Consider the following 23,105-nt stretch of genomic DNA (forward strand, 5'->3'; position numbering starts at 1 on the left):
AAGTTTTACTGGATAAAAAAACAGTAAACAAAAAAAGGGTGACGCTTTCGAGTCACCCTTTAAATCATTTATTACGCGACTAACTCATCGCTACGTATCATTAGTTAGTATGCCAAAACTAGCGATTAAGCTTCTTTTGTTGTTGAGTGCTTACCTAGTTCGATTTGTTGCTGGTCTTTTTTGTATAGATTTTCAAAGCAGTAATTTGTTGCTTCGATATAGCCTTCTACACTACCGCAGTCAAAGCGTTGGCCTTTAAATTTGTATGCTAATACACAGCCTGCTTTGGCTTGTTTTAACAATGCATCGGTAATCTGGATTTCGCCACCTTTACCTGGTTCAGTCTGCTCGATAAGTTCAAAGATGTCTGGAGTCAGAATGTAACGGCCAATGATCGCTAGATTACTTGGTGCAGTACCTGGTTCTGGCTTCTCAACCATGTCGTCAACACGGAAAAGATCATCTTTAATCATTTCACCAGAGATAACACCGTATTTGTGCGTTTCGTTTTCTGGCACCTCTTGAACAGCAACGATTGAACAACGGAACTGTTTGTACAGTGCAACCATTTGAGCCAACACACCTTGTTGTTCGTTCACACAAAGGTCATCAGCAAGCACGACTGCAAACGGTTCATCACCCACAAGCTCGCGGCCAGTCAAGATAGCATGACCTAGACCTTTCATTTCACGTTGGCGAATGTAAGTGAAGTTTGCCGCTTCAATTGTTTCACGGATATTGATCAACAAGTCTTCTTTATTCGTGCCGCTGATCTGATGTTCGAGTTCGTAGTTTTTATCGAAGTGATCCATCAGAGAATGCTTACCACGACCGGTAACAATACACATACCGTCCATACCAGCTTCGATAGCTTCTTCAACACCGTATTCAATCAGAGGTTTGTTTACTACAGGCATCATTTCTTTAGGCATTGACTTGGTTGCAGGTAAAAAACGTGTACCGTAGCCAGCTGCCGGGAAAAGGCACTTTTTGATCATGATAAGACCCTTTATCTATAATAATTATTGATTCAACCTGAGTGGTTGATATTTCTGAGGGCAACTCTAGCATAAGTTATGTCGAAAATTCAGCAACAATAGCCATGGTTTACTAGAGCTTCCCTCAAAATTATCGTCAGACTAAGAGGTGGGTCGATTATGCAAGCAGGTTCTGGTTTGCCCATGCTATCGCTTGAACTCTATTTTTTACCGCAAGCTTACGGAATATTTGATAGAGGTGAGATTTAACCGTGAACTCACTAATAAACAAGTCATCGGCGATTTGTGTGTTTGAAGACCCGGATTGAAGACAGCGAATCACCTGGATCTCACGAATGGTTAAATCAACATTGGTCGGTGTGGTGTTGGTATTGACCATATTGCGATAATAAAACAACAGTTGATTGGTTACCTTCCTTGGCAGCCAGTTATCGCCATCAATGACTTCTTGAAGACCACGAGCAATCTTGTCCTTTTGTTCAGTGTTGTAAAAGAGTCCTTTTAGTACCCCATAGGTAAGAAGCTCTGAGGTTGGAAGTTGCTGGGGGACATTGAATAAAATGATTTCGTGATTTTTCCACATAACAGTCAGGTTAGGACAAATAATCAGTAGTTGTGGTACCTCTCTGTAATCGACGAGCAAGATCCGGTTACTCCGCTTTCTATCAACTAGCATTAATTCGTCGGGTGTCATTTTGTAGAGAACAATAGATAAATGCTTTTCTATCTCTTTTACATGTAGATAGGTATCGTTTGGGTCGATGCACAGAAAGTGTAAAGTGCGAGCGTATCTTGATTTTCTCATTGAAACGTCCTGTTTGAGTGGGATTAGATTCCACGTTGTCATGCAGGCTTTAGCTTCTCTAGCGCCTTGATAGTGACTTGCGTTGAATATCAATTATCAAAGTAAATGAGTGGTTTGTAAGTGGAGAAAAAAGCAACATCGCTCTGAATATCATGATTTGTTACGTTTTTATTCTTTGTAGTGAGGAGAGAATAGGAATGCGATTTATCACTGCAGAAAAGCATGCTATTCTTGTGCGCTAAAATTTTCTGAGACTATGAATTTAGACGGAGCAAATCATGGCTAGCCGTGGAGTTAACAAAGTTATATTAGTGGGTAACCTAGGTAATGACCCTGAAATTCGTTACATGCCAAATGGCGGCGCAGTAGCGAACATTACCATTGCAACGTCAGAGTCATGGCGTGATAAAGCAACTGGCGAGCAGCGTGAAAAAACAGAATGGCACCGTGTTGCTCTGTTTGGCAAGCTTGCGGAAGTTGCTGGTGAGTACCTACGTAAAGGTTCTCAAGTTTACATTGAAGGTCAACTTCAAACACGTAAATGGCAAGATCAAAGTGGTCAAGATCGCTACACAACTGAAGTGGTTGTTCAAGGCTTCAATGGTGTAATGCAAATGCTTGGCGGCCGTGCTCAAGGTGGTGCTCCTGCTCAAGGTGGCATGGGTAACAACCAACAGCAAGGTGGTTGGGGTCAGCCACAGCAGCCACAACAACAGCAACAACAATACAGTGCTCCCGCTCAACAGCAGCCAAAAGCACCTCAACAAGCTCCTCAGCAGGCTCAACCTCAATATAATGAGCCGCCAATGGATTTTGATGATGACATCCCATTTTAATCCCTGTTTTTAATATATTATAAAGACAGTATTAAATTGGAAAAAGCCGCGTTCATCGCGGCTTTTTGTTACCTACAATTCTTAACGCTTTATTTACAACGTCAATTTATAGTATAAGTAGCAATACGGTATAATGTGAGTTGAAAAGGATTTCGTTATTCATGAGATATACCCCGACACTAAAATTGAGCACTCGATTGGTCGCATTTGTCACCGTGATAGTGATCAGCGCGATGTTCATTCTTTTTATTGGTGGCACACTTTCCTTTAAGCGTATTGGACAGGAATATTTAGACCATTATTTGGTTGGCATTGTCGACGTTGTAGATAAAGAGATGGAAGACCCTGACGCCGCGTATTCAATGCAGCGTTGGATGCCTAAGATGTTGCAGGCGAGCAATATTGTTGAGATGAAACTCTCGAACAAGACCGGCATCGTTTATCGTTTCAAAGATACCTCCCCACAAATTGATCCCAATCGTCTTTATGAGAAAAGCTTCATTTTAGAGCGTAATGAAGGCTACCGAATCGAATTTAAAGCACTTCCTCCTTATATTGGCTACAACTACTCAATGGAAGCGATGTGGTCAATTACTTTGGCTGTCGCATTGGTTCTGTTCTGTCTTGCTCGCGGTGTTCGTTGGTTGAAAGAACAACTCATGGGTTCTGAAATCTTGGAAGAGCGAGGAAGAATGATCTTGGCCGGTCAGGTTGAAGCTCATGCAAAGGGAGATGAGCGAGAGTGGCCTTATACCGCAAGCGAAGCCTTAGATGTATTGATTGAAGAGCTACAAGATGCTCGTCAAGAACGAAGTCGCTTTGATACCTTTATTCGTACCCATACTTTCCTAGATAAACTCACGGGAACGGCAAACCGAGTTTTATTCGATAATAAGCTGGAATCGGCACTGCATGAAAGTGGTGCTCGAGGCGGTGTGTTACTGATACGTATCGACGAATGGGAGCAAGTTAGTGATGCTAACGATAAGCAAACCACAGACGGCTTTATTATTGAAGTCGGTGAAGTACTGTCGAATATCGTTCAACGCTATCCCGATGTCATTTTTTCTCGCTATTACGAAGCGGACTTTGCTGTATTTATCCCTCATCAGGGCGCAAAAGATATTGCGACCTTGGCTGCTCAGTGTTTAAGGCAGTTAGATAAGCTAACTCCGCCAGAGCCTTTAGAGTCGGATAACTGGTGTCATATTGGTGTGACCATGTATACCGAAGGTGAGCGTCATAGCCAGATCATGGATGAAACGGAAACGGCACTAAAGAGTGCTCAGTTAGAGCGTATTAATAACTGGAGCCGTTACCCGAAAGAGAATAAGAATGAGCTTGATAGAGGCAGTGTTCGTTGGAGAACATTACTTGATAAAGCGCTGCTTCCTGAAAATTTAGTAATCTTTGCTCAGCGGTGTTATCTTATGCCGGAACCTGGTCAAGTTAATGAATTGCATAGAGAAATATTTACTAGAATTCAGGATCCTGACAAAGGTTTATTGAAATCGTCTCGATTTATGCCTGCGGTAGAGCAAGTGGGTTATCAAGCTCAAATGGATCAATCTGTTTTGAAGGTTTTGTTGCGTTCGCTTAAAGAATCAACTCAATCTATCAATTATTCAGTGAATCTGAATGTTACCCCATTTGCTAATAAACAGCATTTTAAGTGGTTTAGGAGTGAGTTGTTACAACTCTCTGCTCAGCACCGCTCTCAGCTTGCTTTTGAGTTTCCGGAAGGACACTTGATTGCTCATCTTGATTATATGAGACCGGTGGCAAAGATGCTGCGAGGTTTAGGGTGTAAAGTTGTGGTTGGTCAAGCGGGGCGAACGATTGTTAGCACTCACTATATAAAGGATTTGAAGGTTAGTTATATTAAGCTTCATCGAAGCCTAATAAAGAAAATCGATCAAAGGCATGAGAACCAACTGTTTGTTCGCAGCTTAATTGGGGCGTGTGGTGATTCTCCAACTCAAGTTATTGCCGTTGGAGTCGAGACAAAACAGGAAAAGAATACCTTGATAGAGTTAGGCATTAACGGCTATCAAGGAAGATATTTCGACGAAGAACAACAAATTATCCCTTTGCCTAATCAAGCAGAAAAGGCCGCGAAAGCGGAATCTGTTGTCAAAGTTGGACGAAGAAATCGATGGCGTAAGAGTAGTAGTTAAGAATGAATTTTAAAGCGATTTTAGACAAAATAAAGCCAACGAATAATAAAGGTAGCTCGCAAGTTGTCTTGCTGGGCAATGACGCCATTTATATTTCATCGACAGAACAAGATCCTCAAGTAGCCAGCATTCCCGTGGTTAATGGGGACTGGGAGAGTGCGCTAAAAAAATCGCTTAGCAGTGAGGCGTTTACCAGTAATAGCGTCCAACTGATTGTCTGTGCTAACTACTACCAAACCTACCAAATTGATAAACCGGACATTCCAGAGAGTGAATGGTCGGTAGCACTGCCTTTTTTACTCAAAGATCTTGTTTCAGAAAGAGTCACGGAAATTACTGCGAGTGCGGTCGCGTTACCAACGTCGAACAAGCTGCAAGTATATGTCCTGCCTAAAAAGCTGTTGGACAAGCTTTTGAATATCACTAATTCGGCTCAGGTTGAATTAATAGGTGTTGCTCCTGAAGATGAAATCTGGGGTTACAGTGCAGGCGAACTGTCTAATTTCATTCTTTTACAACGTAGCGTCAATTCACACTTTAAATTGGGTGCGTTTGTCGAAAATACCGTTTGTTTTCAAAGAACCATCCGCAGTGTTGTGCCACCTTTAACGGGTGTTGCGTCAAGTGCTCTGCAGTTAGATGGCCTCGCTTTAGAGCTTCAACGCTCGATTGATTACCTTTCTTCTCAAATTAAAGGCACCCAGCTTCACCAGCTTAAAATCTGTTGTGACGAAGAAGATGAAGCAGAGTTACAAAGTGCCTTAAACAGTACATTGAGCTCGACAGTTTCACTGTTGGTTGAAGGTGAGCGTGATAATTCAGAGAGTTTGTTGCTTAAACTTGCAGCTGAAAAAGATACGTTTAAGGTCAATCTTTACCCTGAACACCTTAAGCCTAAAAAAGAATATTTTACGCTGACCAATGTTGTTGCGAGCTGGGGAGTAGTTTGTGTTTTGATGCTTGGTGGTTACTTCGCAATGCAGTATCAAGTTTCTAATCTAGATAAAGAGCTAACAGCCCTGCAACAAGACTCGAATCAACTTAACAAGCAAGTTAACCAATTGAATAGTAAGTTAACTCAGCATAAACCGTCTCCAGAGAAAGTCGCGGCGGTTGCGCGTCTCAAACGTGAGACTGAGGCTAAAAAAGAGGCTTTGAAGGCTGTTGGACAATACGACGAATCCCAACAAGTCGGGTATTCTGGCGTCATGAATTCCTTAGCTAAATTAGGCCGAAATGACATTTCTCTTTCGCACATCTACATGACCCACGATACTTTAGATCTTAGTGGCTTGGCTCGTAACGCAAATGTCGTTCCGAACTGGATTGGTCAGTTTAAAAGTGAGCTTAATTTAGTCGGACGCACTTTTGAAAAACTAAAAATTGGCCGTAATGATCAGGATGTGGTGACGTTTGAGCTAAGTACTCGTCGGGAGAGTAAATAATGCAGCAGTGGAACCAGCTGAGCGATAAGTTTCTTGCATTAAGTCAAAGAGAAAAATGGCTACTTTTTGTGTGTGGTTTTGTTGGCCTATCGATGTTGTTGTTCACCTTATTGGTTGAGCCTGCGTATCTCGATCTACAAGCTAAAAATGCCAAGGCGAGCAGCCTGACTCAATCGAATCAAAGGCAGCAAGGTGAGTTACTTGTTCTGCAAGCTCAGTTAAACAAAGACCCAGACAAAGAAATTAATCGAGAGTACAAAAAGCTGCTGGTGGAGAGCCAAGATCTCTCTCTTCAGCTTTCTCAGATTGTTGATGGATTAATCACACCTTCTCAAATGTCGCAGTTACTGGAGAGCGTTCTTAACGCCGGTAATGGACTAAAGCTTGAATCGCTAGAGTCATTAAAACCAGAAGCGATTTCGAACAATAAAGAGACCAGCGAATATTCAGGCTACTTTCTTCACCCTGTAAGAATGGAGCTAACCGGCAGTTACTTTGATATCTCAGCTTACCTTCAAGCACTTGAGTCTCTACCTGTGAGTTACTACTGGCGCACATTTGAATACTCAGTAGAAGAATATCCTAAAGCTCGACTGGTGTTCGAGGTTTACACATTAGGTACTAGACAGGAGTTTATCGGTGGTTAGAACTCTTTTGTTGTCCTTGCTATTTAGTAGCTCTTTTGTGTGGGCTGAGCAAGATCCCACGGCGCCATTAGGCTGGCTTTCACCTCAACAGAAAACGGCGCCTGCTAAGAAAGCACCAACTCGTTATCGCTTGCCTTCTTTAGAAAGCATCGTGTGTAAGGGAGATACGCCTTGCTATGCGATTATGAATGGTCAGATTCTCGGACAAGGGGAAACGATCAGAGGGTACCGAGTTAAGAACATAGATCCAGAATACGTCACTCTGCAGAGAAGCTCTAAGCAGTGGAAATTAGAGATGTTCTCTTTAGATGTTAAGAATAATTAAGGTTAGAGTGAAGACATGCGTAAACTTGTAGTAGCAATCCTAGTGTCATCTTTAGTCGGCTGTTCGATGGGGCATAGAGATCCTGTTGAGATTAAAGAGTCTTTAAACGAATCAATTAATGAAGCCAATAGCAGAGCGCTTCATGAGCTGCCTTCGTCGGTTCAAGATGACCTTATGCCTCAGCTTAATTCTGACTCGATGTCTCCGGGGATGGAAACGGTTAAGCGTTTTCGTATTCAGGCAAAAGGCGTTGAAGCGAGAACTTTTTTTGCCAGCTTAGTGAAAGGTACGGAATATAGTGCGGCTATTCACCCAAGTGTGTCTGGAAACCTTACGCTTAATCTAACGGACGTGACGTTAGATGAGGTACTGGCTGTTGCTCAAGATATGTATGGCTACGATATTGAAAAGCGTGGCAAAGTGATTCAAGTTTATCCTGCCGGTCTTCGCACCGTAACGATCCCTGTCGATTACTTACAAGTTAAGCGTTCTGGTCGCTCACTAACGACGATCACCACCGGTACGATCTCTAACTCAGATTCGAATTCATCGAGCTCTTCAAACTCGAACTCAAACTCGTCAAATTCATCTAACTCTTCTAATTCATCAAACTCGACATCGAATGGTGGTACAGAGATTGAAACGACCTCTGAAAGTGATTTTTGGCCACAGCTTGAAGCGGCGGTTGCTCACTTAATTGGCTCGGGCGATGGGCAAAGCGTTGTCGTGACCCCGCAAGCGAGTGTGATTACAGTGCGTGCTTACCCTGACGAAATTCGTGAGGTTCGAGAGTTCTTAGGTATTTCTCAAAAACGCCTGCAGCGTCAAGTTATCCTAGAAGCCAAAATCATGGAAGTAACCTTGAGTGATGGTTACCAACAAGGTATTAGCTGGTCTAATTTATCTAAGTCGATTGGCAGCGGCGGTGTGGTAATTGATCGACCTGGTGGAACTTTGCCTCCATTAGATGCGATCAGCTCTTTGTTAGGCGGGCAAACCAACGTAACGATCTCAGATGGCAGTTTTGAAGCGGTATTGAGCTTTATGGATACTCAAGGTGACCTGAACGTTCTATCAAGCCCACGAGTCACGGCGGCAAACAACCAGAAAGCGGTTATCAAAGTGGGTACTGACGAATACTACGTGACGGATTTATCTAGCGCGGTAGGCAGTGGTGACAACGCGAACGTCGCACCTGAGGTTGAGTTAACTCCGTTCTTTTCGGGTATCTCCTTAGATGTGACCCCTCAGATAGATGATAAAGGTAGCGTATTCTTACATGTTCACCCAGCCGTTATTGAGGTCGAGGAAGAAGTGAAAGAGCTCAACCTTGGTTCTACAACGGGTGTGGTGCAGCTTCCTTTGGCGAAAAGCTCTATTCGTGAGTCTGACTCAGTGATTCGAGCTCGAGATGGCGATGTGGTTGTTATTGGTGGTTTGATGAAATCCAACACCAGTGATGTGACCTCTAAAGTTCCATTCCTCGGTGATATTCCAGCCTTAGGTCATTTGTTCCGTAATACCAATCAGTTAACGCAAAAAACTGAGCTCGTGATCTTACTTAAGCCAACGATCGTGGGTGTGAATACTTGGCAAAATGAGTTGGAGCGTTCACGTGATCTTCTTCAGCAGTGGTTCCCTGATGAAGAGTAATTGCTTACTTTCTCAATATAGAGTGGCAGTGTCTCACTAAGCTAGGTCGTCGTATGTATCAAGCTCACTTTGGTTTTGAACAACTGCCATTTACCTTAACGCCGAATACCGATTTCTTCTATGGTTTAGCGCCTCATTTCGAAGCGATTCAGACGGTAATCTCGGCGTTGGAAATGGGCGAGGGCGTGATTAAGGTGACCGGAGAGGTAGGCACTGGAAAAACCATGGTTTGCCGGATGTTGGTCAATCACCTACATGACTGTACAGCTCTGATCTATTTACCAAACCCTGTGTTATCAGGGGCAGACTTGCGCCAGGCGGTTGCAACAGAGCTTGGTTTAGCTGTCGATAATGAAGCAACCTTGGTTGATAACATTCAGCATAAGCTCATTGAATTGCACAATTCTGGTTTAAGAGTGGTGGCTATTCTTGATGAAGCTCAGGCTCTATCGGATGAAGCGCTCGAAACATTAAGGTTGTTTGGTAACCTTGAAACGGAAGATAAAAAACTGCTGCAGATTGTCTTATTAGGTCAGCCAGAATTGGATGCTCGATTAGAGGCGTACCACCTAAGGCAGTTTCGCCAAAGAATCACATTTAGTTCGACACTGAGACCGCTGAATCTCGATGAAACGGTGGCTTATATTGATAATCGAATCGCTAAATCTGGTGGTAGCCCTGAGTTATTCAGCTTGAATCAAAAAAAGGCGATCTGTCGTTCGTCGTTAGGTATCCCTAGATTGATAAACCAACTTTGCCATAAGGCTCTATTGCTTTCGTTCAGTGAAGATAAGAAAAGTATCGACAACCAACATCTTTTTTCAGCTATGCATGAAACGTACGATGTGTGTAAGCCTAAATTTAAAACGCCAATACTGTGGGGTTGGAATTAATTATGAGCGTCATTAACAACGCCTTGTCTGAATTGGCAAAGAAAAAATCAGCGACTTCGATTGAAGCGGCAGTCGTACCTAAAGTAAAAACGCGTTCCCCCCTAGTTTGGGTTGTTGCGGGTTTTACTTTGAGTTTAGCGATGGGCGGCTGGGCGATATCGCAAGGCCCTGTGATTGATCAGTCTATTGTTGAGCAGTCAATCTCAACTCGAGATTTACAGGTTCAAGTCTCTGTCGTTGATGATTCAAATGGCATTCAGGAAGTTGCTCAACCTATCTCATCGCCAACTAAGAAATTGGTGACACTAGACTCTGCGATCCTTTCAACAGAAAACACTGCGATGGCAAAAAGCGCTCAATCTAAGCCTAGTGTTTCCGAATCAGTTGTTATGTCTGCCCCAAAAGCGACAAAACAACAAACACCGGCTAAACCTCTAAGCACGCCTAAAACGATTAGGACTGACATCCCCCAACCAGTTTACGTTGCTAGTGTGGCCAAAAAAGATCCTGCGTCTATCTCTAATGAGCCTGTAGCCTCTGGTGATTCAGAAAATAGCGGAATGTTGATCGAACAGGTTGAGTTAACTCCGGAACAGCTATCTGTGAATGCACAAGGTCGAGCTCAGAAAGCGCTTGATGCGAACGATCTTACTGGTGCGTTGAAGGGCTACACTGAAGCTCTACGCTACACGCCACGAAATGAAGATGTCCGTCAGAAACTTGCGATTCTCTATTTTGGTAAAGGCGATACTCGCAAAGCCTATGAGCTTTATCAGTCTGGAATTAAGCTCAACATCAACAGTGAAAAACTGCGTTTAGGGTTATCAAAACTGCTGGTAAAAGCGAATCAATCAGAAGCGGCTTTAAGTCCGTTAATACATTTACCACCGAACCCTACCCAAAATTATTTGGCGATGCGTGCGGCCTTGAGTCAAAAGAGTCAGCAAGAAGAAGTGGCATTGGAAAGTTACCAAAAGTTGGTTGAGGTCGATTCAGATAATGCTCGCTGGTGGTTGGGCTTAGCGATTCAGCAAGAACGCCAGTTAGACTTCGCTGCAGCAAAACAATCATATCAAGGTGCGTTGACTAGAGTCGGTATCTCATCTCAATCACAAAGCTTTGTGCGTGACCGGTTAAAAATACTCAATGCTTTAGAGGAGAGCGGCGATGCAAATTAGATTAAGAAAAAGACTTGGTGATTTGCTTGTCGAAGAAGGCATTATCACTGAGGCTCAAGTTGAACAAGCACTGGCCGCTCAGAAAAGTACTGGGCGTAAGCTGGGTGATGCGCTAATTGAGCTTGGCTTCTTGTCAGAACAGCAAATGCTGAGCTTTTTGTCGCAGCAGTTAGCGATTCCTCTTATTGATTTAAGCCGAGCCGTTGTCGATGTTGGAGCAGTACAGCTTTTACCCGAAGTACATGCTCGTCGCCTTCGTGCATTGGTTATTGGACGCCAAGGTGACACTTTGCGTGTTGCAATGAGTGACCCTGCGGATCTGTTTGCCCAAGAGTCTTTGCTTGGTCAGCTCGGCGATTACGCGCTTGAATTCGTTGTTGCTCAAGAAAGGCAATTGGTTGATGGCTTCGATCGCTATTATCGAAGAACCAAAGAGATTGCCTCGTTTGCTGAGCAACTTCACGCTGAACACCAAGTTAATGATGCTTTTGATTTCGATATCGCTGAAGAAGACAGTGATGAAGTTACCGTCGTTAAGCTGATCAACTCACTATTTGAAGATGCTATTCAGGTTGGTGCTTCGGATATCCATATCGAGCCAGATTCAAACGTATTGCGTCTTCGTCAGCGTATTGATGGTGTGCTGCATGAAACATTGCTGAATGAAGTGAATATTGCTTCAGCACTTGTACTGCGCTTGAAGCTGATGGCAAACCTCGATATTTCAGAGAAACGTCTTCCTCAAGACGGCCGATTTAATATCCGAGCTAAAGGTCAGTCGGTTGATATTCGTATGTCGACCATGCCGGTACAGCACGGTGAATCAGTGGTTATGCGTCTTCTTAACCAATCAGCGGGCCTACGTAAACTAGAAGAGTCGGGCATACCGAGTGATCTGTTGGTTCGTCTGCGTCAACAATTGCGCCGTCCACATGGCATGATTTTGGTTACCGGCCCAACCGGCTCAGGTAAAACAACAACCTTATACGGCGCGTTAAGTGAATTAAACGAACCGGGTAAAAAGATCATTACTGCGGAAGACCCGGTGGAATACCGCCTACCTCGTGTGAATCAAGTTCAGGTAAACCCTAAGATCAATCTCGATTTCTCTACTATCTTGAGAACCTTTCTACGTCAGGATCCCGATATTATTCTTATCGGTGAGATGCGTGACCACGAAACCGTTGAGATAGGCTTGAGAGCTGCACTGACCGGCCACTTAGTATTAAGTACGTTACATACCAATGATGCGGTAGACAGCGCGTTGCGTATGATGGATATGGGTGCTCCGGGTTACTTGGTCGCGAGCGCTGTTCGAGCAGTAGTCGCACAGCGATTAGTTCGTAAAGTGTGTACAGATTGTAAGGTTGAGGATGAGTTAGATGAACCTCGCAAGCAATGGCTGAGCGTCCGTTTCCCTAACCAAGTAGGTGTGCCGTTTATGAAAGGCCGTGGTTGCCAGAACTGTAACTTAACCGGTTACCGCGGGCGAATTGGTGTATTTGAAATGTTGGAGCTAGAGCAAAACATGATGGATGCACTGAGAGCTAATGATGCGGTAGGTTTTGCTCAAAAGGCGAGACAGTCTGAAAACTATAAACCGTTATTGGCTTCTGCGATGGAATTGGCTCTGCAAGGTGTCGTGAGTCTTGATGAGATAATGCATCTTGGCGAAGGTGATGCGTCCGGTGCCACTGACCCAATTTATCTGTAGGGGTAGAATGATATGCCAACGTATCGTTATGTAGGTCGCAGCTCTGATGGTAGTCAAGTAAGTGGGCAATTAGACGCGAATAACGAAGATCTTGCTGCTGAAAGCTTGATGAGTAAAGGGATCATTCCAACCTCTATCAAACTGGGCAAAAGTGGTGGTTCAGTCTTAGATATGGATGTATCGAGTCTGTTCTTTCCGAGTGTACCGTTAGAGGTGTTGGTTCTGTTTTGTCGACAGTTATACAGCCTAACCAAAGCGGGTGTACCACTATTAAGATCGATGAAAGGCCTCACTCAAAACTGCGAAAATAAGCAGCTGAAAGCCGCCTTGGAAGAGGTGGTTGCTGAGCTAACCAATGGTCGCGGCTTAGCGGCGTCAATGCAGATGCACCCAAAGGTATTCAGTCCGTTGTTTGTCTCGATGATTGGCGTTGGTGAAAACACAGGCCGTCTAGATCAGGCTTTACTGCAATTAGCTGGATATTACGAACAAGAAGTTGAGACTCGCAAACGAATTAAGACTGCGATGCGTTACCCAACATTCGTGATCAGTTTTATCTTGATTGCAATGTTCATTCTTAACATCAAGGTTATTCCACAGTTCTCAAGCATGTTTGCGCGCTTTGGTGTCGACTTGCCGCTGCCTACTCGTATCTTGATTGGTATGTCTGAGTTCTTTGTGAATTACTGGGGCTTAATGCTTGGAGTGATCTTTGGTCTTATCTTCGCTTTTAAAGCTTGGGTGAAGACAGACAAAGGCTTGGAAAAGTGGGATCGATTACGCTTAAAAATGCCGGTCATTGGCGGGGTAGTGAATCGAGCACTGTTGTCACGCTTCTCGCGTACTTTTGCTTTGATGCTTAAAGCGGGTGTTCCACTGAACCAGTCGCTAGCGCTTTCGGCGGAAGCTTTAGATAACCGTTTTCTAGAGTTGCGAGTTCAAGCCATGAAATCGGCCATTGAAGCCGGTAGTACGGTTTCGTCGACCGCGATTAACAGCGAAATTTTCACACCGCTCGTGATACAAATGATCTCCGTCGGTGAAGAGACGGGTCGTATTGATGAGCTATTACTTGAAGTGGCTGATTTTTATGACCGCGAAGTCGATTACGATCTGAAAACCTTAACCGCCAGAATTGAACCCATTTTGTTAACCATCGTTGCAGGCATGGTGCTGATTTTGGCGCTAGGTATCTTCTTGCCGATGTGGGGAATGTTGGATGCGATCAAAGGCTAGGGAATGCTAAATAACTTACAACGCTCACGTTTTGTTATTTGGACAGTGGTTATTCTTTTTCTTATTGTCGGTGTGCTTTCGGCATTCAAAACGGTAGAAGAAGAAGCGACTAACACGGCATTTATCGTCGCGAGCAAGCGGATTTTAGAGCAAGCCAATTTGTTCAAACAGCAGTATTTGTTATCGGGTGCTGGGCAAGAAGAAGGCTCGGAACCCCCAAAGATCTACAGCAGAACTGGGTGGGTAATGCCTATCCAAGGTACGGAGCGAGACTGTAATTATTGGCTGGATCAATTATATCCTCAAGGGAGTATTTTAGGGCTAAGCTCTCCAAGAGTTGAAGATAAAAGTGACAACAGACACTTTCACTGTAGTTATCATTATACTGATAAATATCAGGTAGATATATTACTTGAAAGAGAAAGGTTTAGTGTAAAAGCCAATATTTTGGCTTTGTGAAAATATTGACAGTTTTAGTATGGTTTTATACGTGCGCGAATGTATAATGCGCGTTAATAATTAGATGAGTAGGTAGAAAATGCTTAAGAATCAAAAGGGTTTCTCCCTTGTCGAATTAGTGATAGTGATCGTAGTTGTTGGTTTATTGGCGGTCGCTGCGTTGCCTCGTTTTCTTGATGTGACGGATGAAGCCAAGAAATCCAGTATTGAAGGTGTCGCTGGTGGCTTTGCAACGGCTGTTTTGTCAGCAAGAGCACAATGGGAAGCGGAAGCAAGGCCGTCAGAGAAGATAGGTGTTGAAACATACAATACTGTAAACTATGATGGTGTTGATTTTTGGTTAACAAGATCAAAAAACAGTAACAACGTCGAGACCGACTTTCGTGATGGCTATCCGTGGACTCTGAACAATAATTCGAGCACTGCTCCACAAGATATTTCAGACCAAACATGTTCTGAGTTGATGGAAAACTTGCTGCAAAATCCACCTAAAGTAGGTGCGGTTTCAGATGTAGCGAACGACTCAAACTACAAGTATTCAGCGCAAGCAAATTCTGGTGATGCAACCTGTACTTACGTTCAATTAGAAGGTAGTACCGAGCATGAATTTGTTTACGAAATTAAAACTGGTCGTGTGACCGTAACTTTGCAGTAAGTCTGCGTAAAATTAAACATAGAGAGAGCTTAACTATGAAAAGACAAGGCGGTTTCACCCTAATCGAACTAGTGGTTGTAATTGTTATTCTAGGTATTCTTGCTGTAACTGCGGCACCACGTTTCCTAAATCTGCAAGGTGATGCTCGTGGAGCATCATTGCAGGGGCTTAATGGCGCAATGGCTGGAGCTTTGGGCATTGTATATGGTGGTTCTGCAATTGAGGGTGAAGAGACTGACACAAAAACAGCTGATGCAGCAACAACACCTATTACAAATGGTGTTGCCACTAACTTTGGTTACCCTACAGCGGTAGCAATTGGTGCATTAGATCGTGGTATTGAAGATGCTGTAACTGGTTTACCCGGTAACGATTGGGTTCTTGTAAATGTGACTGAAACAGGAGTTGTACCAGATGCTGTTGCTTACTCATTTATAGGTACTGACCCTTTGCAAGCGAATAATGGTTTTGTATACGACGTAACTACGCCAGCGAATACTACAGGTTGTTTTGTAATTTATGTTGAAGCAGAAAATGCAACGACTGAAGCTTTCTCAGAAGCTGTAACAGATGCCTGTTAAGTTTAATTGTTAGTTTTTGGGGCCAGCATTGCTGGCCTTTTTTCTATCTATAGCGCATAAATATCAAAACTATTCATATACATAAGAACGTAATTTTCATTATCTTGTATAATCAATATTTGTTAGGTGGTCAGAGGCTCATTATGGATAACTGCCGTATATCTAAAGGCTTTACTCTTGTCGAGCTGATTGTCGTTATTATATTGATTGGTATTGTTTCCTTGTTTGCATCTAGCCGTTATGTGAGCTCCTCTTCCTTTTCAACCTACCTTGTTCAAAGCGAAGTATTAGCATCATTGCGATTAGTTCAAAATCGTGCGATGAATCGTGCTGGTTATTGTAACCGTTGGCTGTTAAATCCAAGCCAGACTCAAGCTATTCAAGTATCTCCTTCTAGTACTGAAGATATTTGTTCTGAGGCATTCCCTTCTGACGTTACGGATTCCAGCTTTGTTGACGGAACACAGAATAAAGTGGCCTTTAAGCTACAAACTGATACCAATGTTTCGTACCTTGATTTTGATAGATTAGGCCGATCTCAGCAATGTTTAGTGTCGAATTGTCAGCTTGAGATCTCTTCGACTGTTAATGATGATTCAATTTCAGTGTGTATTAATACTGAAGGGTATATCTATGGATGCTAAACAAAAAATCCGCCCCCAAGGCTTTTCCCTAATAGAAATGATCGTTGTGATTACCCTTATTGGTTTTGCTTTAGCTGGACTTACCGCGTCTTTGTACCCGCGTTCAATTCAGACCGCAGAACAAATAACATCAGTTAAAGCTGCTGATCTTGGTCGCTCAGTACTTGATGAAGTAATGGGGCGCGGGTACGACCAATTTTCAGGCGTGAACGGAGGAGTGCCTGAATGTGCAGTCTCAACAATTTCAACCCCAGCTCAACAACTGTGCACGTTACCCAATGATTTGGGACCTGACATCGGAGAAACTGACGCTAATGGTAACTTGGTAAAGAGCTTAGCTAATGATGTTGATGATTTTCATGGTTTAAGAGGACGTGTTGAAGATGTTCTTGATAGCGATCTCAGTGATGCGGGTTATCGCAATTTCAATGTCGAAATCGATGTGTTTTATGATACTGCTGTTGTTAATGACGATACGGTGATGATGTCTGGAAAGCCATCTATTATCCGAACGCACTACAAGAGGGTTGAAGTTGTGATTATTGACTCTCAGGGTAATCGCTATCCTTTTTCTGCGATTAAAGGGAATTTCTAATGCGTGGTTTTACACTGATAGAGATGATTATTACTATTCTTCTGCTTTCTATTGTAGGTCTATTTTTGGGAAATGTTATTCAACAGGGTATGGGGATTTATGTTGATAGCACCGCTCGTGAAGCTTTGATACAACAAGGTAAATTTGTCACGGAGCGAATGACTCGAGAATTAAGAGAAGCCGTCCCTAACAGTATTTTGATTGAAAATGATTGTATTGAATTTTTGCCGATTATCAATAGTGCGATTTATCAAGAACTTCCGGCACCAGAGGCAAAATCAGCAGTGATACGAATATTGCCAATAGACAAAAGCATTTCTCAAGGGGAGCGAGTTATTGTTTACCCTAACGACCCGAATACGATGCGTCTTGATCCAACGACAGAAGGTCAAATTGCAGAGGTAAAAGAGAATGTTGACTTTAATACCTCTGCTGCAGTGATGGTTGACGTTGAGTTAACGCAAACTACAGGTTTTGAGATTAGCTCTCCAGGTAAACGCCTTTATTTTTATCTTTCTCCCGTAGCTTATTGTCACGTCAATTCTAGTATTTTTCGTTATGCTAATTACGCCTTGTCTCGCTCATTACTCTCTCCAGAAGCATTAGGCAATGGCGTATTAATGGCTGAAAATGTAAAAAACGCAGATTTTCAAAACTTAGCACATGAATTGCAAAGAAATGGGCTAATTAGACTTGAAATGTTGTTTGCTGATAAAGGAGAGGAAATTCAATTTGTCCATGATGCCCTTATCTATAATGCCCCGTAAACAATCGGGGAGTGGTTTAATCCTAGTTATATTCATACTAGTGGTTATGGCTTCGGTTGCTATGGTTGCCAATCAAAATCAAGAACGTAACAGTGATCAATTAATTTCAAGCCTGATTGGTACTCGGGCTGAAATGGCCGCGCGATCTGGTGCACAAATAGACATTAGCCGATTTTATCAAACCACGACAGAAGGTAGTTGTCATGCTTCTACCACCCAAAGCATAAGCTTTTCAGGTGAAGGGCTAGCTCAATGTGGGGCGGAAGTCAGTTGTCAGTCTATTGGAGTTTTAGACAACGGTATCAATGTATATCAACTAATCTCGAAAGGAAGTTGTTCGGTTGGAAGCTTGGTTTTACAACGAATAGTAGAGGTTGGTATTCGAGATGATAATTAGATTTTTTTTCATATTAGTGCTACTTAACGTCTCTTTTTCATCATTAGCTACGGATTATGTCCTTCAAGTGAACCGTCCCACTTGTACTAGTAATAGCTGGTCCGTTAACGGCAACCAATATAAATGTAATTATGGCATCGTTAAGCTTGGTAAAGGGGATACTCTTTCATCTGATATTGATGCTGTATTAATTGCAGACGGTGGCTTTCAATTTGAAGGCAAGAACAAAGTAGGAAATTCGTCCGCCACAATCGATCTAGAAGCGAGTTATGGTGATTTTGAGTGGAAAAGTTACTCAACCAACCTTTCAGAGCTGTTTGGTAGCTTTGTTGGTAATAGTACACCTGTTGATTTTGATTCAGTATCTGTTGAGGGCTTTATTGAGACTGGAGGTGATATTGAAATCCACAATAGCAATGTTGTGGGGGCTATTGACTCTAAAAACAACGAGGTAGAGATATCTGACTCTAAAGTCTCCGGTAACATTACCGCGAGCAATGAGGTGGAGTTGAGCCATTCTGAGGTAGATGGAGATATAAGTAGTAAAAATTCCCTTATAACGATTGAAAGTTCCGAAGTTCAAGGGAATATTTCAACTACAAATAAAATTGTAATGGAGGCGTCGGTCGTGTTTGGTGAGCTAACGAGCACGAATGAAACCATCACTATTGAAAGTTCTGAAGTTGAAGGGAATATTTCAACTACAAACAAAATTGTTATCGAGGGCTCCCAAGTCTCTGGTGACATTACGAGTTCTTCTGAAACTGTAGAACTCGATGACTCTTATGTTATTGGTGATGTTAAAGCAGGGCAACCTAACTGGGGGACGGTTTATGTCAGTAATGGAACGGTGGTTGATGGTACTTGTTTGTATAAAACCGTGCCAGAAAGTGCGTGTGGGATAGAAGCACTACCCGATCCGATTGCCTTATATCATTTAGATGAAACAACATGGAATGGCTCGAACAATGAGGTAGTAGATAGCTCTGGTAACCAATTACATGGTAAATCGGTGAATGGAGCAACACCAGAGCCTGCATCTGAATTATCTGCGATCCCAACTATTGATTCTCTTGGAACTTGTGGTTTCGGAGGCTTTAATAATGATTCAAATCAATATATTAATATACCACATGATAATGTTTTAAATATAGATAAAAACTTCACAATATCAGCCTGGGTTAAGCCCGTTCGTTACCCTACATCCGGTTTGTATTCTATTTTATCGAAAGATAATAACTATGAGTTTCACTTAAACTCAAGTGGTAAAATATTCTGGTGGTGGCAAGATAAAAACAAAAATGGGAACGGAAATGCTCAAACAAGAACATTAACAAGTGAAGTTAGTATTCCATTAAATGGTTGGTCGTTTATTACGCTTAGATATGACTCGGAAAATTATAGTAATAATAAATCTCTGGCTAGCATATTTATTAATGGAGAGGAACAGGGCGAACTTTTAATAAATGCAAATCGAAAGCTAGTAAATAATACTAAGCCTTTACAGATAGGCCAAGACCAGAATTTTTCAGGGCGGGCTTTTCATGGTTATATCGATGAAGTTCAAATTTTTGAACAGCCATTAACGAATAAACAAATTTTCCAATTATATAACCAGGCGCACTTATGTTCATATGTACCAGGTGATTCTATCGATCACTTTGAGTTTGAGCATTCAGGTAGCGAACTTACGTGCAACGCTGAAGAAGTGACGGTTCGTGCATGTGCTAATGAATCCTGTTCAGAACTGGTGACAGGAGATATTGATGTCACTTTATCTCCTGCAAATGTAGCAGGTGGTGGAGGTTGGGTTGGTGGTAATCAAATTCAGTTATCTAGCGGTACAGGAATATATTCAGTTCGAAAGAATACTGCGGGTAACTTGAGCATTGGCGTTATTGACTCTGATCCTGCGGTCAAACCAGGAGGGGAAACATTATGTTCGAGTGCTGGAGGTGGTCTGGGAAGCGGCAACTGTAACATTGAGTTTTTTAGTAGTGGTTTTGTCTTAGATGTACCCGACAAAATAGCGAACAGGCCAGTAACTGGTCATATTAAAGCGGTCAAAAGCTCTGATGATGCTCAAAGGTGTTTACCAAGTTTCCAGAACACTTCAAAGAATATCGAATTCTTTGGTAAGTACATTACCCCCGATTCTTCTGTCATTATTGGTAGTCCTATTATTGGTTTAGAAGTTGGCAGTGTTAAAAAAGATCTGGCAATGAACAGCGCTTCCCCAAAAGTATTTGCCGTTGATTTTGATAATTATGGGGAAGCAGAGTTTGATGTTAGTTATATTGACGCAGGAAAGTTACAACTTAATGCTCAGTATGAAGGTTCTGATGATGAAATTGGATTGGATATGCAAGGGAGTACCCAGTTCGTAAGCTTCCCTAAGCAGCTCAATATACAAGCTAAAAATACGGCTGGAAATAATGGTTCCTGTGTAACCGAAGATTTAAGTTGCTCCGTTTTTGCGAAAGCCGGTGAGGCTTTTACATTAAATATTTGGGCTTCCGGCGATACTGGAGTAGTTACTCCTAACTTTAGCTCACAAGATATTTCTTTGAGTCATGAACTTAAGGCTCCAGTAGTTACCGGTACAGAACCTGGTTTACTTGGTAATATTTCTTACAGTCATACCGCAATTAGTTCTGGGGTTAACTCTGTCGCTCAAAGTGTTTCTGAAGTGGGTATTTTTAACTTTTTAGTTGAAGAGTTACCTTCCTACTTAGGCAGCAACTCATTTACAGTTCAAGGTGCACAAACTGGTTCTGTGGGGCGGTTTACACCTTATTATCTTCATCTGAATGGCAACACACCGAGTTTTACTGAAGCTTGTTCAACATTTACGTATTTAGGACAAGCGATGGAGTTTAGTCGCTTACCTGAATTAACGGTTACTGGACGGTCGTTTGATAACGTGGGCAGTAACGGAGAGCAAGAAACGATCAATTATAAAATTGACGGTTGGTGGCGATATGCTAATCCTTGGGACTTTAGAACTTTCTGGGCAGAAAGTTCAACATTGTCAATTATTGATACCGATTCCAGTAAAGTTGTTAAAACCCAAGGTTTTGCTTGGCCGGGACAAGTCACTTTTGAATCTAACCTTCAATTGGCAAGCTTAGAAGAGGCTCAAATAGCTTATGTGAAACCGCTAACCTCCTTAGGACCAATCAATGAAGGGGTTGTCGTTCGTTTAGCTGTTAATGACACAAAAGATCTTGATGGTGTTTGTTATCAAACGAATGGAAGTTCTTCTTGCTCCGGTTTTGATTTTTCAGTTTCAGATTCACAACGTCAACGTTGGGGATACCTAGATCTAGCAGATACTTTTGGCCCTGAAACCTCAAGGGTGCAATCCGCTGTAACAAGCTACTATTTTGACGGTTTAAGCTTTAAAACGAATACCAGTGACTCTTGCAGTGACTTTTCGGTTGTGGATTTGAGCTTTGATGTTGGTAATGACTCAAGTGCTCTACCCGTTGGAGGTGGTGTTACCGCTGCCACCATAGAGTCGACGCCTATTCTTCAGTATGGCCAGGGATATATATCTTACAGTGCGCCTGGTGAGGGGAATCGAGGATCTCTAGAAAGTACGCTTGGATTTGAGTTGTTTCCGTGGTTGAGAAACGATTATAACCAAGATGGTATTTTTGACGATACTATATCGTACGAAGTTCGTTTTGGTTTGTATAGGGGGAGTGATCGAGTGATTTGGTGGAGTGAACAAAACTAGTACCACCTATTAGTGTTACGTATATTCGGTATCTACCGCGGTAACGATCGTGTGATCTACCGAGGTGAAAGTGGCTTAACAGGTCAGTAATAATATAATTTTTGCCCCTTAAGTTAGGAATCTGTAAGAAATTGCGGGTTTCAGTCCATGTTTGCACTTCAATGCCTTGCCGTAACAGCAAGGCATTGGTACATTTAGTGCAATTTTTGTCTTCTAATTCTTGCAGGATGAGCGAAGAATATGTTTAAAAAACTTCGTGGCATGTTTTCAAACGACCTATCGATTGATTTAGGTACAGCCAATACCCTTATTTATGTAAAAGGCCAAGGCATTGTTCTTGATGAGCCTTCAGTTGTAGCTATTCGCCAAGATCGTGCGGGTTCTGCAAAGAGTGTCGCTGCTGTTGGCCACGCTGCTAAGCAAATGCTTGGTCGTACGCCTGGTAACATTTCAGCGATCCGTCCAATGAAAGATGGCGTAATTGCTGATTTCTACGTAACGGAAAAAATGCTTCAGCACTTCATCAAACAAGTGCATGACAACAGTGTGCTTAAACCAAGTCCTCGTGTTTTGGTTTGTGTACCTTGTGGTTCAACACAGGTTGAGCGTCGTGCTATCCGTGAATCAGCGTTAGGTGCTGGTGCTCGTGAGGTTTACCTAATCGATGAGCCTATGGCTGCTGCGATTGGTGCTGGCCTACGTGTCTCTGAGCCAACAGGTTCAATGGTTGTTGATATCGGTGGTGGTACTACTGAAGTTGCGGTTATCTCACTGAACGGTGTGGTTTACTCGTCTTCTGTTCGCATTGGTGGTGACCGTTTTGATGAAGCGATCATCAACTACGTTCGTCGTAACTACGGCAGCTTGATCGGTGAAGCGACAGCAGAGAAGATCAAACACGAAATCGGTTCAGCTTACCCTGGCGATGAAGTCGAAGAGATCGAAGTACGTGGTCGTAACCTTGCTGAAGGTGTGCCTCGTAGCTTTAGCCTAAACTCAAACGAAATCCTTGAAGCACTTCAAGAACCTCTATCTGGCATCGTATCTGCAGTCATGGTTGCACTTGAACAGTGTCCACCAGAGCTGGCTTCTGATATCTCAGAAAACGGTATGGTACTAACAGGTGGTGGTGCACTGCTTAAAGACCTTGATCGCCTGTTAACAGAAGAAACAGGTATCCCTGTTGTTGTTGCAGAAGAGCCATTAACGTGTGTTGCTCTAGGTGGCGGTAAAGCTCTAGAGATGATCGACATGCACGGCGGCGATCTGTTCAGCGAAGAATAATATCTAGTGTTAGGCTCTTTTCTTATCTAGTTTTATGTAAAGAGCCTAGGACCTTGTCTATAGGATCAAATGTA

At 42.7% G+C, this 23,105-nt stretch carries 21 protein-coding genes; 19 read left to right on the forward strand and 2 right to left on the reverse strand.

Going from position 1 to position 23,105, the window contains the following annotated elements; translation table 11 throughout:
• Positions 1 to 125: 125 nt before the first annotated feature.
• Together galU and AB4486_RS15805 are read right to left on the reverse strand one after the other, a co-directional pair.
• Positions 126 to 998, reverse strand: a complete 873-nt coding sequence (gene galU, locus AB4486_RS15800) for a UTP--glucose-1-phosphate uridylyltransferase GalU (RefSeq protein ID WP_004735975.1) — start codon at positions 996 to 998, stop codon at positions 126 to 128.
• A gap of 157 nt (positions 999 to 1,155) precedes the next feature.
• A complete protein-coding gene (locus AB4486_RS15805) occupies positions 1,156 to 1,803 on the reverse strand; it encodes a LuxR C-terminal-related transcriptional regulator (RefSeq protein WP_029235092.1) in 648 nt (215 codons plus the stop codon).
• A gap of 278 nt (positions 1,804 to 2,081) precedes the next feature.
• On the opposite strand from AB4486_RS15805, the gene AB4486_RS15810 reads away from it, so the two are divergent.
• The 19 genes from AB4486_RS15810 to AB4486_RS15900 all read left to right on the forward strand — a co-directional run bounded on the left by AB4486_RS15810 (position 2,082) and on the right by AB4486_RS15900 (position 23,031).
• Positions 2,082 to 2,639, forward strand: coding sequence for a single-stranded DNA-binding protein (locus AB4486_RS15810; protein ID WP_017061342.1), 558 nt, complete (start codon positions 2,082 to 2,084; stop codon positions 2,637 to 2,639).
• A 161-nt stretch (positions 2,640 to 2,800) separates the two neighbouring features.
• Positions 2,801 to 4,816 carry an RNase E specificity factor CsrD gene (gene csrD, locus AB4486_RS15815; protein WP_017061343.1) on the forward strand — a complete coding sequence of 672 codons (2,016 nt, stop codon included), beginning with the start codon at positions 2,801 to 2,803 and terminating at the stop codon, positions 4,814 to 4,816.
• 2 nt (positions 4,817 to 4,818) lie between these two features.
• A complete protein-coding gene (locus tag AB4486_RS15820; RefSeq protein ID WP_372117700.1) occupies positions 4,819 to 6,261 on the forward strand; it encodes an MSHA biogenesis protein MshI in 1,443 nt (480 codons plus the stop codon).
• On the forward strand, positions 6,261 to 6,908 hold the full coding sequence (gene pilO, locus AB4486_RS15825) for a type 4a pilus biogenesis protein PilO (RefSeq protein ID WP_017061345.1): 648 nt from the start codon (positions 6,261 to 6,263) through the stop codon (positions 6,906 to 6,908). The genes AB4486_RS15820 and pilO overlap by 1 nt, the downstream gene beginning before the upstream one ends.
• A complete protein-coding gene (locus AB4486_RS15830; protein ID WP_017061346.1) occupies positions 6,901 to 7,233 on the forward strand; it encodes a hypothetical protein in 333 nt (110 codons plus the stop codon). The genes pilO and AB4486_RS15830 overlap by 8 nt, the downstream gene beginning before the upstream one ends.
• 15 nt (positions 7,234 to 7,248) lie before the next feature.
• Entirely contained in the window at positions 7,249 to 8,886 is a 1,638-nt protein-coding gene (gene mshL, locus AB4486_RS15835; protein ID WP_017065932.1) for a pilus (MSHA type) biogenesis protein MshL, read from the forward strand.
• 53 nt (positions 8,887 to 8,939) lie between these two features.
• Positions 8,940 to 9,779, forward strand: a complete 840-nt coding sequence (locus AB4486_RS15840) for an ExeA family protein (protein ID WP_017061348.1) — start codon at positions 8,940 to 8,942, stop codon at positions 9,777 to 9,779.
• Between the two features lie 2 nt (positions 9,780 to 9,781).
• Positions 9,782 to 10,957, forward strand: coding sequence for a tetratricopeptide repeat protein (locus AB4486_RS15845; protein WP_372117703.1), 1,176 nt, complete (start codon positions 9,782 to 9,784; stop codon positions 10,955 to 10,957).
• Positions 10,947 to 12,671 (forward strand): GspE/PulE family protein, encoded by a 1,725-nt coding sequence (locus tag AB4486_RS15850; RefSeq protein ID WP_372117706.1) that lies wholly within the window; start codon positions 10,947 to 10,949, stop codon positions 12,669 to 12,671. The genes AB4486_RS15845 and AB4486_RS15850 overlap by 11 nt, the downstream gene beginning before the upstream one ends.
• Before the next feature lie 12 nt (positions 12,672 to 12,683).
• Entirely contained in the window at positions 12,684 to 13,907 is a 1,224-nt protein-coding gene (locus AB4486_RS15855; protein WP_017061351.1) for a type II secretion system F family protein, read from the forward strand.
• A 3-nt stretch (positions 13,908 to 13,910) separates the two neighbouring features.
• Positions 13,911 to 14,366 (forward strand): hypothetical protein, encoded by a 456-nt coding sequence (locus AB4486_RS15860; protein WP_017068728.1) that lies wholly within the window; start codon positions 13,911 to 13,913, stop codon positions 14,364 to 14,366.
• A 79-nt stretch (positions 14,367 to 14,445) separates the two neighbouring features.
• A complete protein-coding gene (locus tag AB4486_RS15865; protein ID WP_102332739.1) occupies positions 14,446 to 15,021 on the forward strand; it encodes a prepilin-type N-terminal cleavage/methylation domain-containing protein in 576 nt (191 codons plus the stop codon).
• Between the two features lie 35 nt (positions 15,022 to 15,056).
• The gene (locus AB4486_RS15870; protein WP_017109353.1) at positions 15,057 to 15,602 is read left to right on the forward strand and encodes a type II secretion system protein; all 546 of its coding nucleotides are present in this window, start codon (positions 15,057 to 15,059) and stop codon (positions 15,600 to 15,602) included.
• A gap of 143 nt (positions 15,603 to 15,745) precedes the next feature.
• A complete protein-coding gene (locus AB4486_RS15875) occupies positions 15,746 to 16,246 on the forward strand; it encodes a prepilin-type N-terminal cleavage/methylation domain-containing protein (protein WP_372117711.1) in 501 nt (166 codons plus the stop codon).
• Entirely contained in the window at positions 16,236 to 16,841 is a 606-nt protein-coding gene (locus AB4486_RS15880) for a type II secretion system protein (protein ID WP_017061356.1), read from the forward strand. Before AB4486_RS15875 ends, AB4486_RS15880 begins: the two co-directional genes overlap by 11 nt.
• Positions 16,841 to 17,608 carry a PilW family protein gene (locus AB4486_RS15885; RefSeq protein WP_017061357.1) on the forward strand — a complete coding sequence of 256 codons (768 nt, stop codon included), beginning with the start codon at positions 16,841 to 16,843 and terminating at the stop codon, positions 17,606 to 17,608. Before AB4486_RS15880 ends, AB4486_RS15885 begins: the two co-directional genes overlap by 1 nt.
• Entirely contained in the window at positions 17,580 to 18,005 is a 426-nt protein-coding gene (locus AB4486_RS15890) for a hypothetical protein (protein ID WP_017061358.1), read from the forward strand. Before AB4486_RS15885 ends, AB4486_RS15890 begins: the two co-directional genes overlap by 29 nt.
• Positions 17,995 to 21,747 (forward strand): DUF6701 domain-containing protein, encoded by a 3,753-nt coding sequence (locus AB4486_RS15895; RefSeq protein ID WP_372117716.1) that lies wholly within the window; start codon positions 17,995 to 17,997, stop codon positions 21,745 to 21,747. The genes AB4486_RS15890 and AB4486_RS15895 overlap by 11 nt, the downstream gene beginning before the upstream one ends.
• A gap of 240 nt (positions 21,748 to 21,987) precedes the next feature.
• Positions 21,988 to 23,031: a rod shape-determining protein gene (locus tag AB4486_RS15900; protein WP_017062957.1), complete on the forward strand. Its 1,044-nt coding sequence runs from the start codon at positions 21,988 to 21,990 to the stop codon at positions 23,029 to 23,031.
• The last annotated feature ends 74 nt before the right edge of the window (positions 23,032 to 23,105 follow it).

Source organism: Vibrio sp. 10N.222.55.C6 (genome assembly GCF_041473395.1).
In the GTDB taxonomy this organism is placed as follows: domain Bacteria; phylum Pseudomonadota; class Gammaproteobacteria; order Enterobacterales; family Vibrionaceae; genus Vibrio; species Vibrio crassostreae_C.

Coding starts and splice junctions, on each gene's coding strand:
- AB4486_RS15885 (WP_017061357.1), top strand. CDS start 16,841: ATGCGTGGTTTTACACTGATAGAGATGATTATTACTATTCTTCTGCTT.
- AB4486_RS15870 (WP_017109353.1), top strand. CDS start 15,057: ATGAAAAGACAAGGCGGTTTCACCCTAATCGAACTAGTGGTTGTAATT.
- csrD (WP_017061343.1), top strand. CDS start 2,801: ATGAGATATACCCCGACACTAAAATTGAGCACTCGATTGGTCGCATTT.
- AB4486_RS15865 (WP_102332739.1), top strand. CDS start 14,446: ATGCTTAAGAATCAAAAGGGTTTCTCCCTTGTCGAATTAGTGATAGTG.
- mshL (WP_017065932.1), top strand. CDS start 7,249: ATGCGTAAACTTGTAGTAGCAATCCTAGTGTCATCTTTAGTCGGCTGT.
- AB4486_RS15860 (WP_017068728.1), top strand. CDS start 13,911: ATGCTAAATAACTTACAACGCTCACGTTTTGTTATTTGGACAGTGGTT.
- AB4486_RS15880 (WP_017061356.1), top strand. CDS start 16,236: ATGGATGCTAAACAAAAAATCCGCCCCCAAGGCTTTTCCCTAATAGAA.
- AB4486_RS15820 (WP_372117700.1), top strand. CDS start 4,819: ATGAATTTTAAAGCGATTTTAGACAAAATAAAGCCAACGAATAATAAA.
- pilO (WP_017061345.1), top strand. CDS start 6,261: ATGCAGCAGTGGAACCAGCTGAGCGATAAGTTTCTTGCATTAAGTCAA.
- AB4486_RS15900 (WP_017062957.1), top strand. CDS start 21,988: ATGTTTAAAAAACTTCGTGGCATGTTTTCAAACGACCTATCGATTGAT.
- AB4486_RS15845 (WP_372117703.1), top strand. CDS start 9,782: ATGAGCGTCATTAACAACGCCTTGTCTGAATTGGCAAAGAAAAAATCA.
- AB4486_RS15840 (WP_017061348.1), top strand. CDS start 8,940: ATGTATCAAGCTCACTTTGGTTTTGAACAACTGCCATTTACCTTAACG.
- AB4486_RS15890 (WP_017061358.1), top strand. CDS start 17,580: ATGATGCCCTTATCTATAATGCCCCGTAAACAATCGGGGAGTGGTTTA.
- AB4486_RS15805 (WP_029235092.1), bottom strand. CDS start 1,803: ATGAGAAAATCAAGATACGCTCGCACTTTACACTTTCTGTGCATCGAC.
- AB4486_RS15850 (WP_372117706.1), top strand. CDS start 10,947: ATGCAAATTAGATTAAGAAAAAGACTTGGTGATTTGCTTGTCGAAGAA.
- galU (WP_004735975.1), bottom strand. CDS start 998: ATGATCAAAAAGTGCCTTTTCCCGGCAGCTGGCTACGGTACACGTTTT.
- AB4486_RS15810 (WP_017061342.1), top strand. CDS start 2,082: ATGGCTAGCCGTGGAGTTAACAAAGTTATATTAGTGGGTAACCTAGGT.
- AB4486_RS15855 (WP_017061351.1), top strand. CDS start 12,684: ATGCCAACGTATCGTTATGTAGGTCGCAGCTCTGATGGTAGTCAAGTA.
- AB4486_RS15875 (WP_372117711.1), top strand. CDS start 15,746: ATGGATAACTGCCGTATATCTAAAGGCTTTACTCTTGTCGAGCTGATT.
- AB4486_RS15895 (WP_372117716.1), top strand. CDS start 17,995: ATGATAATTAGATTTTTTTTCATATTAGTGCTACTTAACGTCTCTTTT.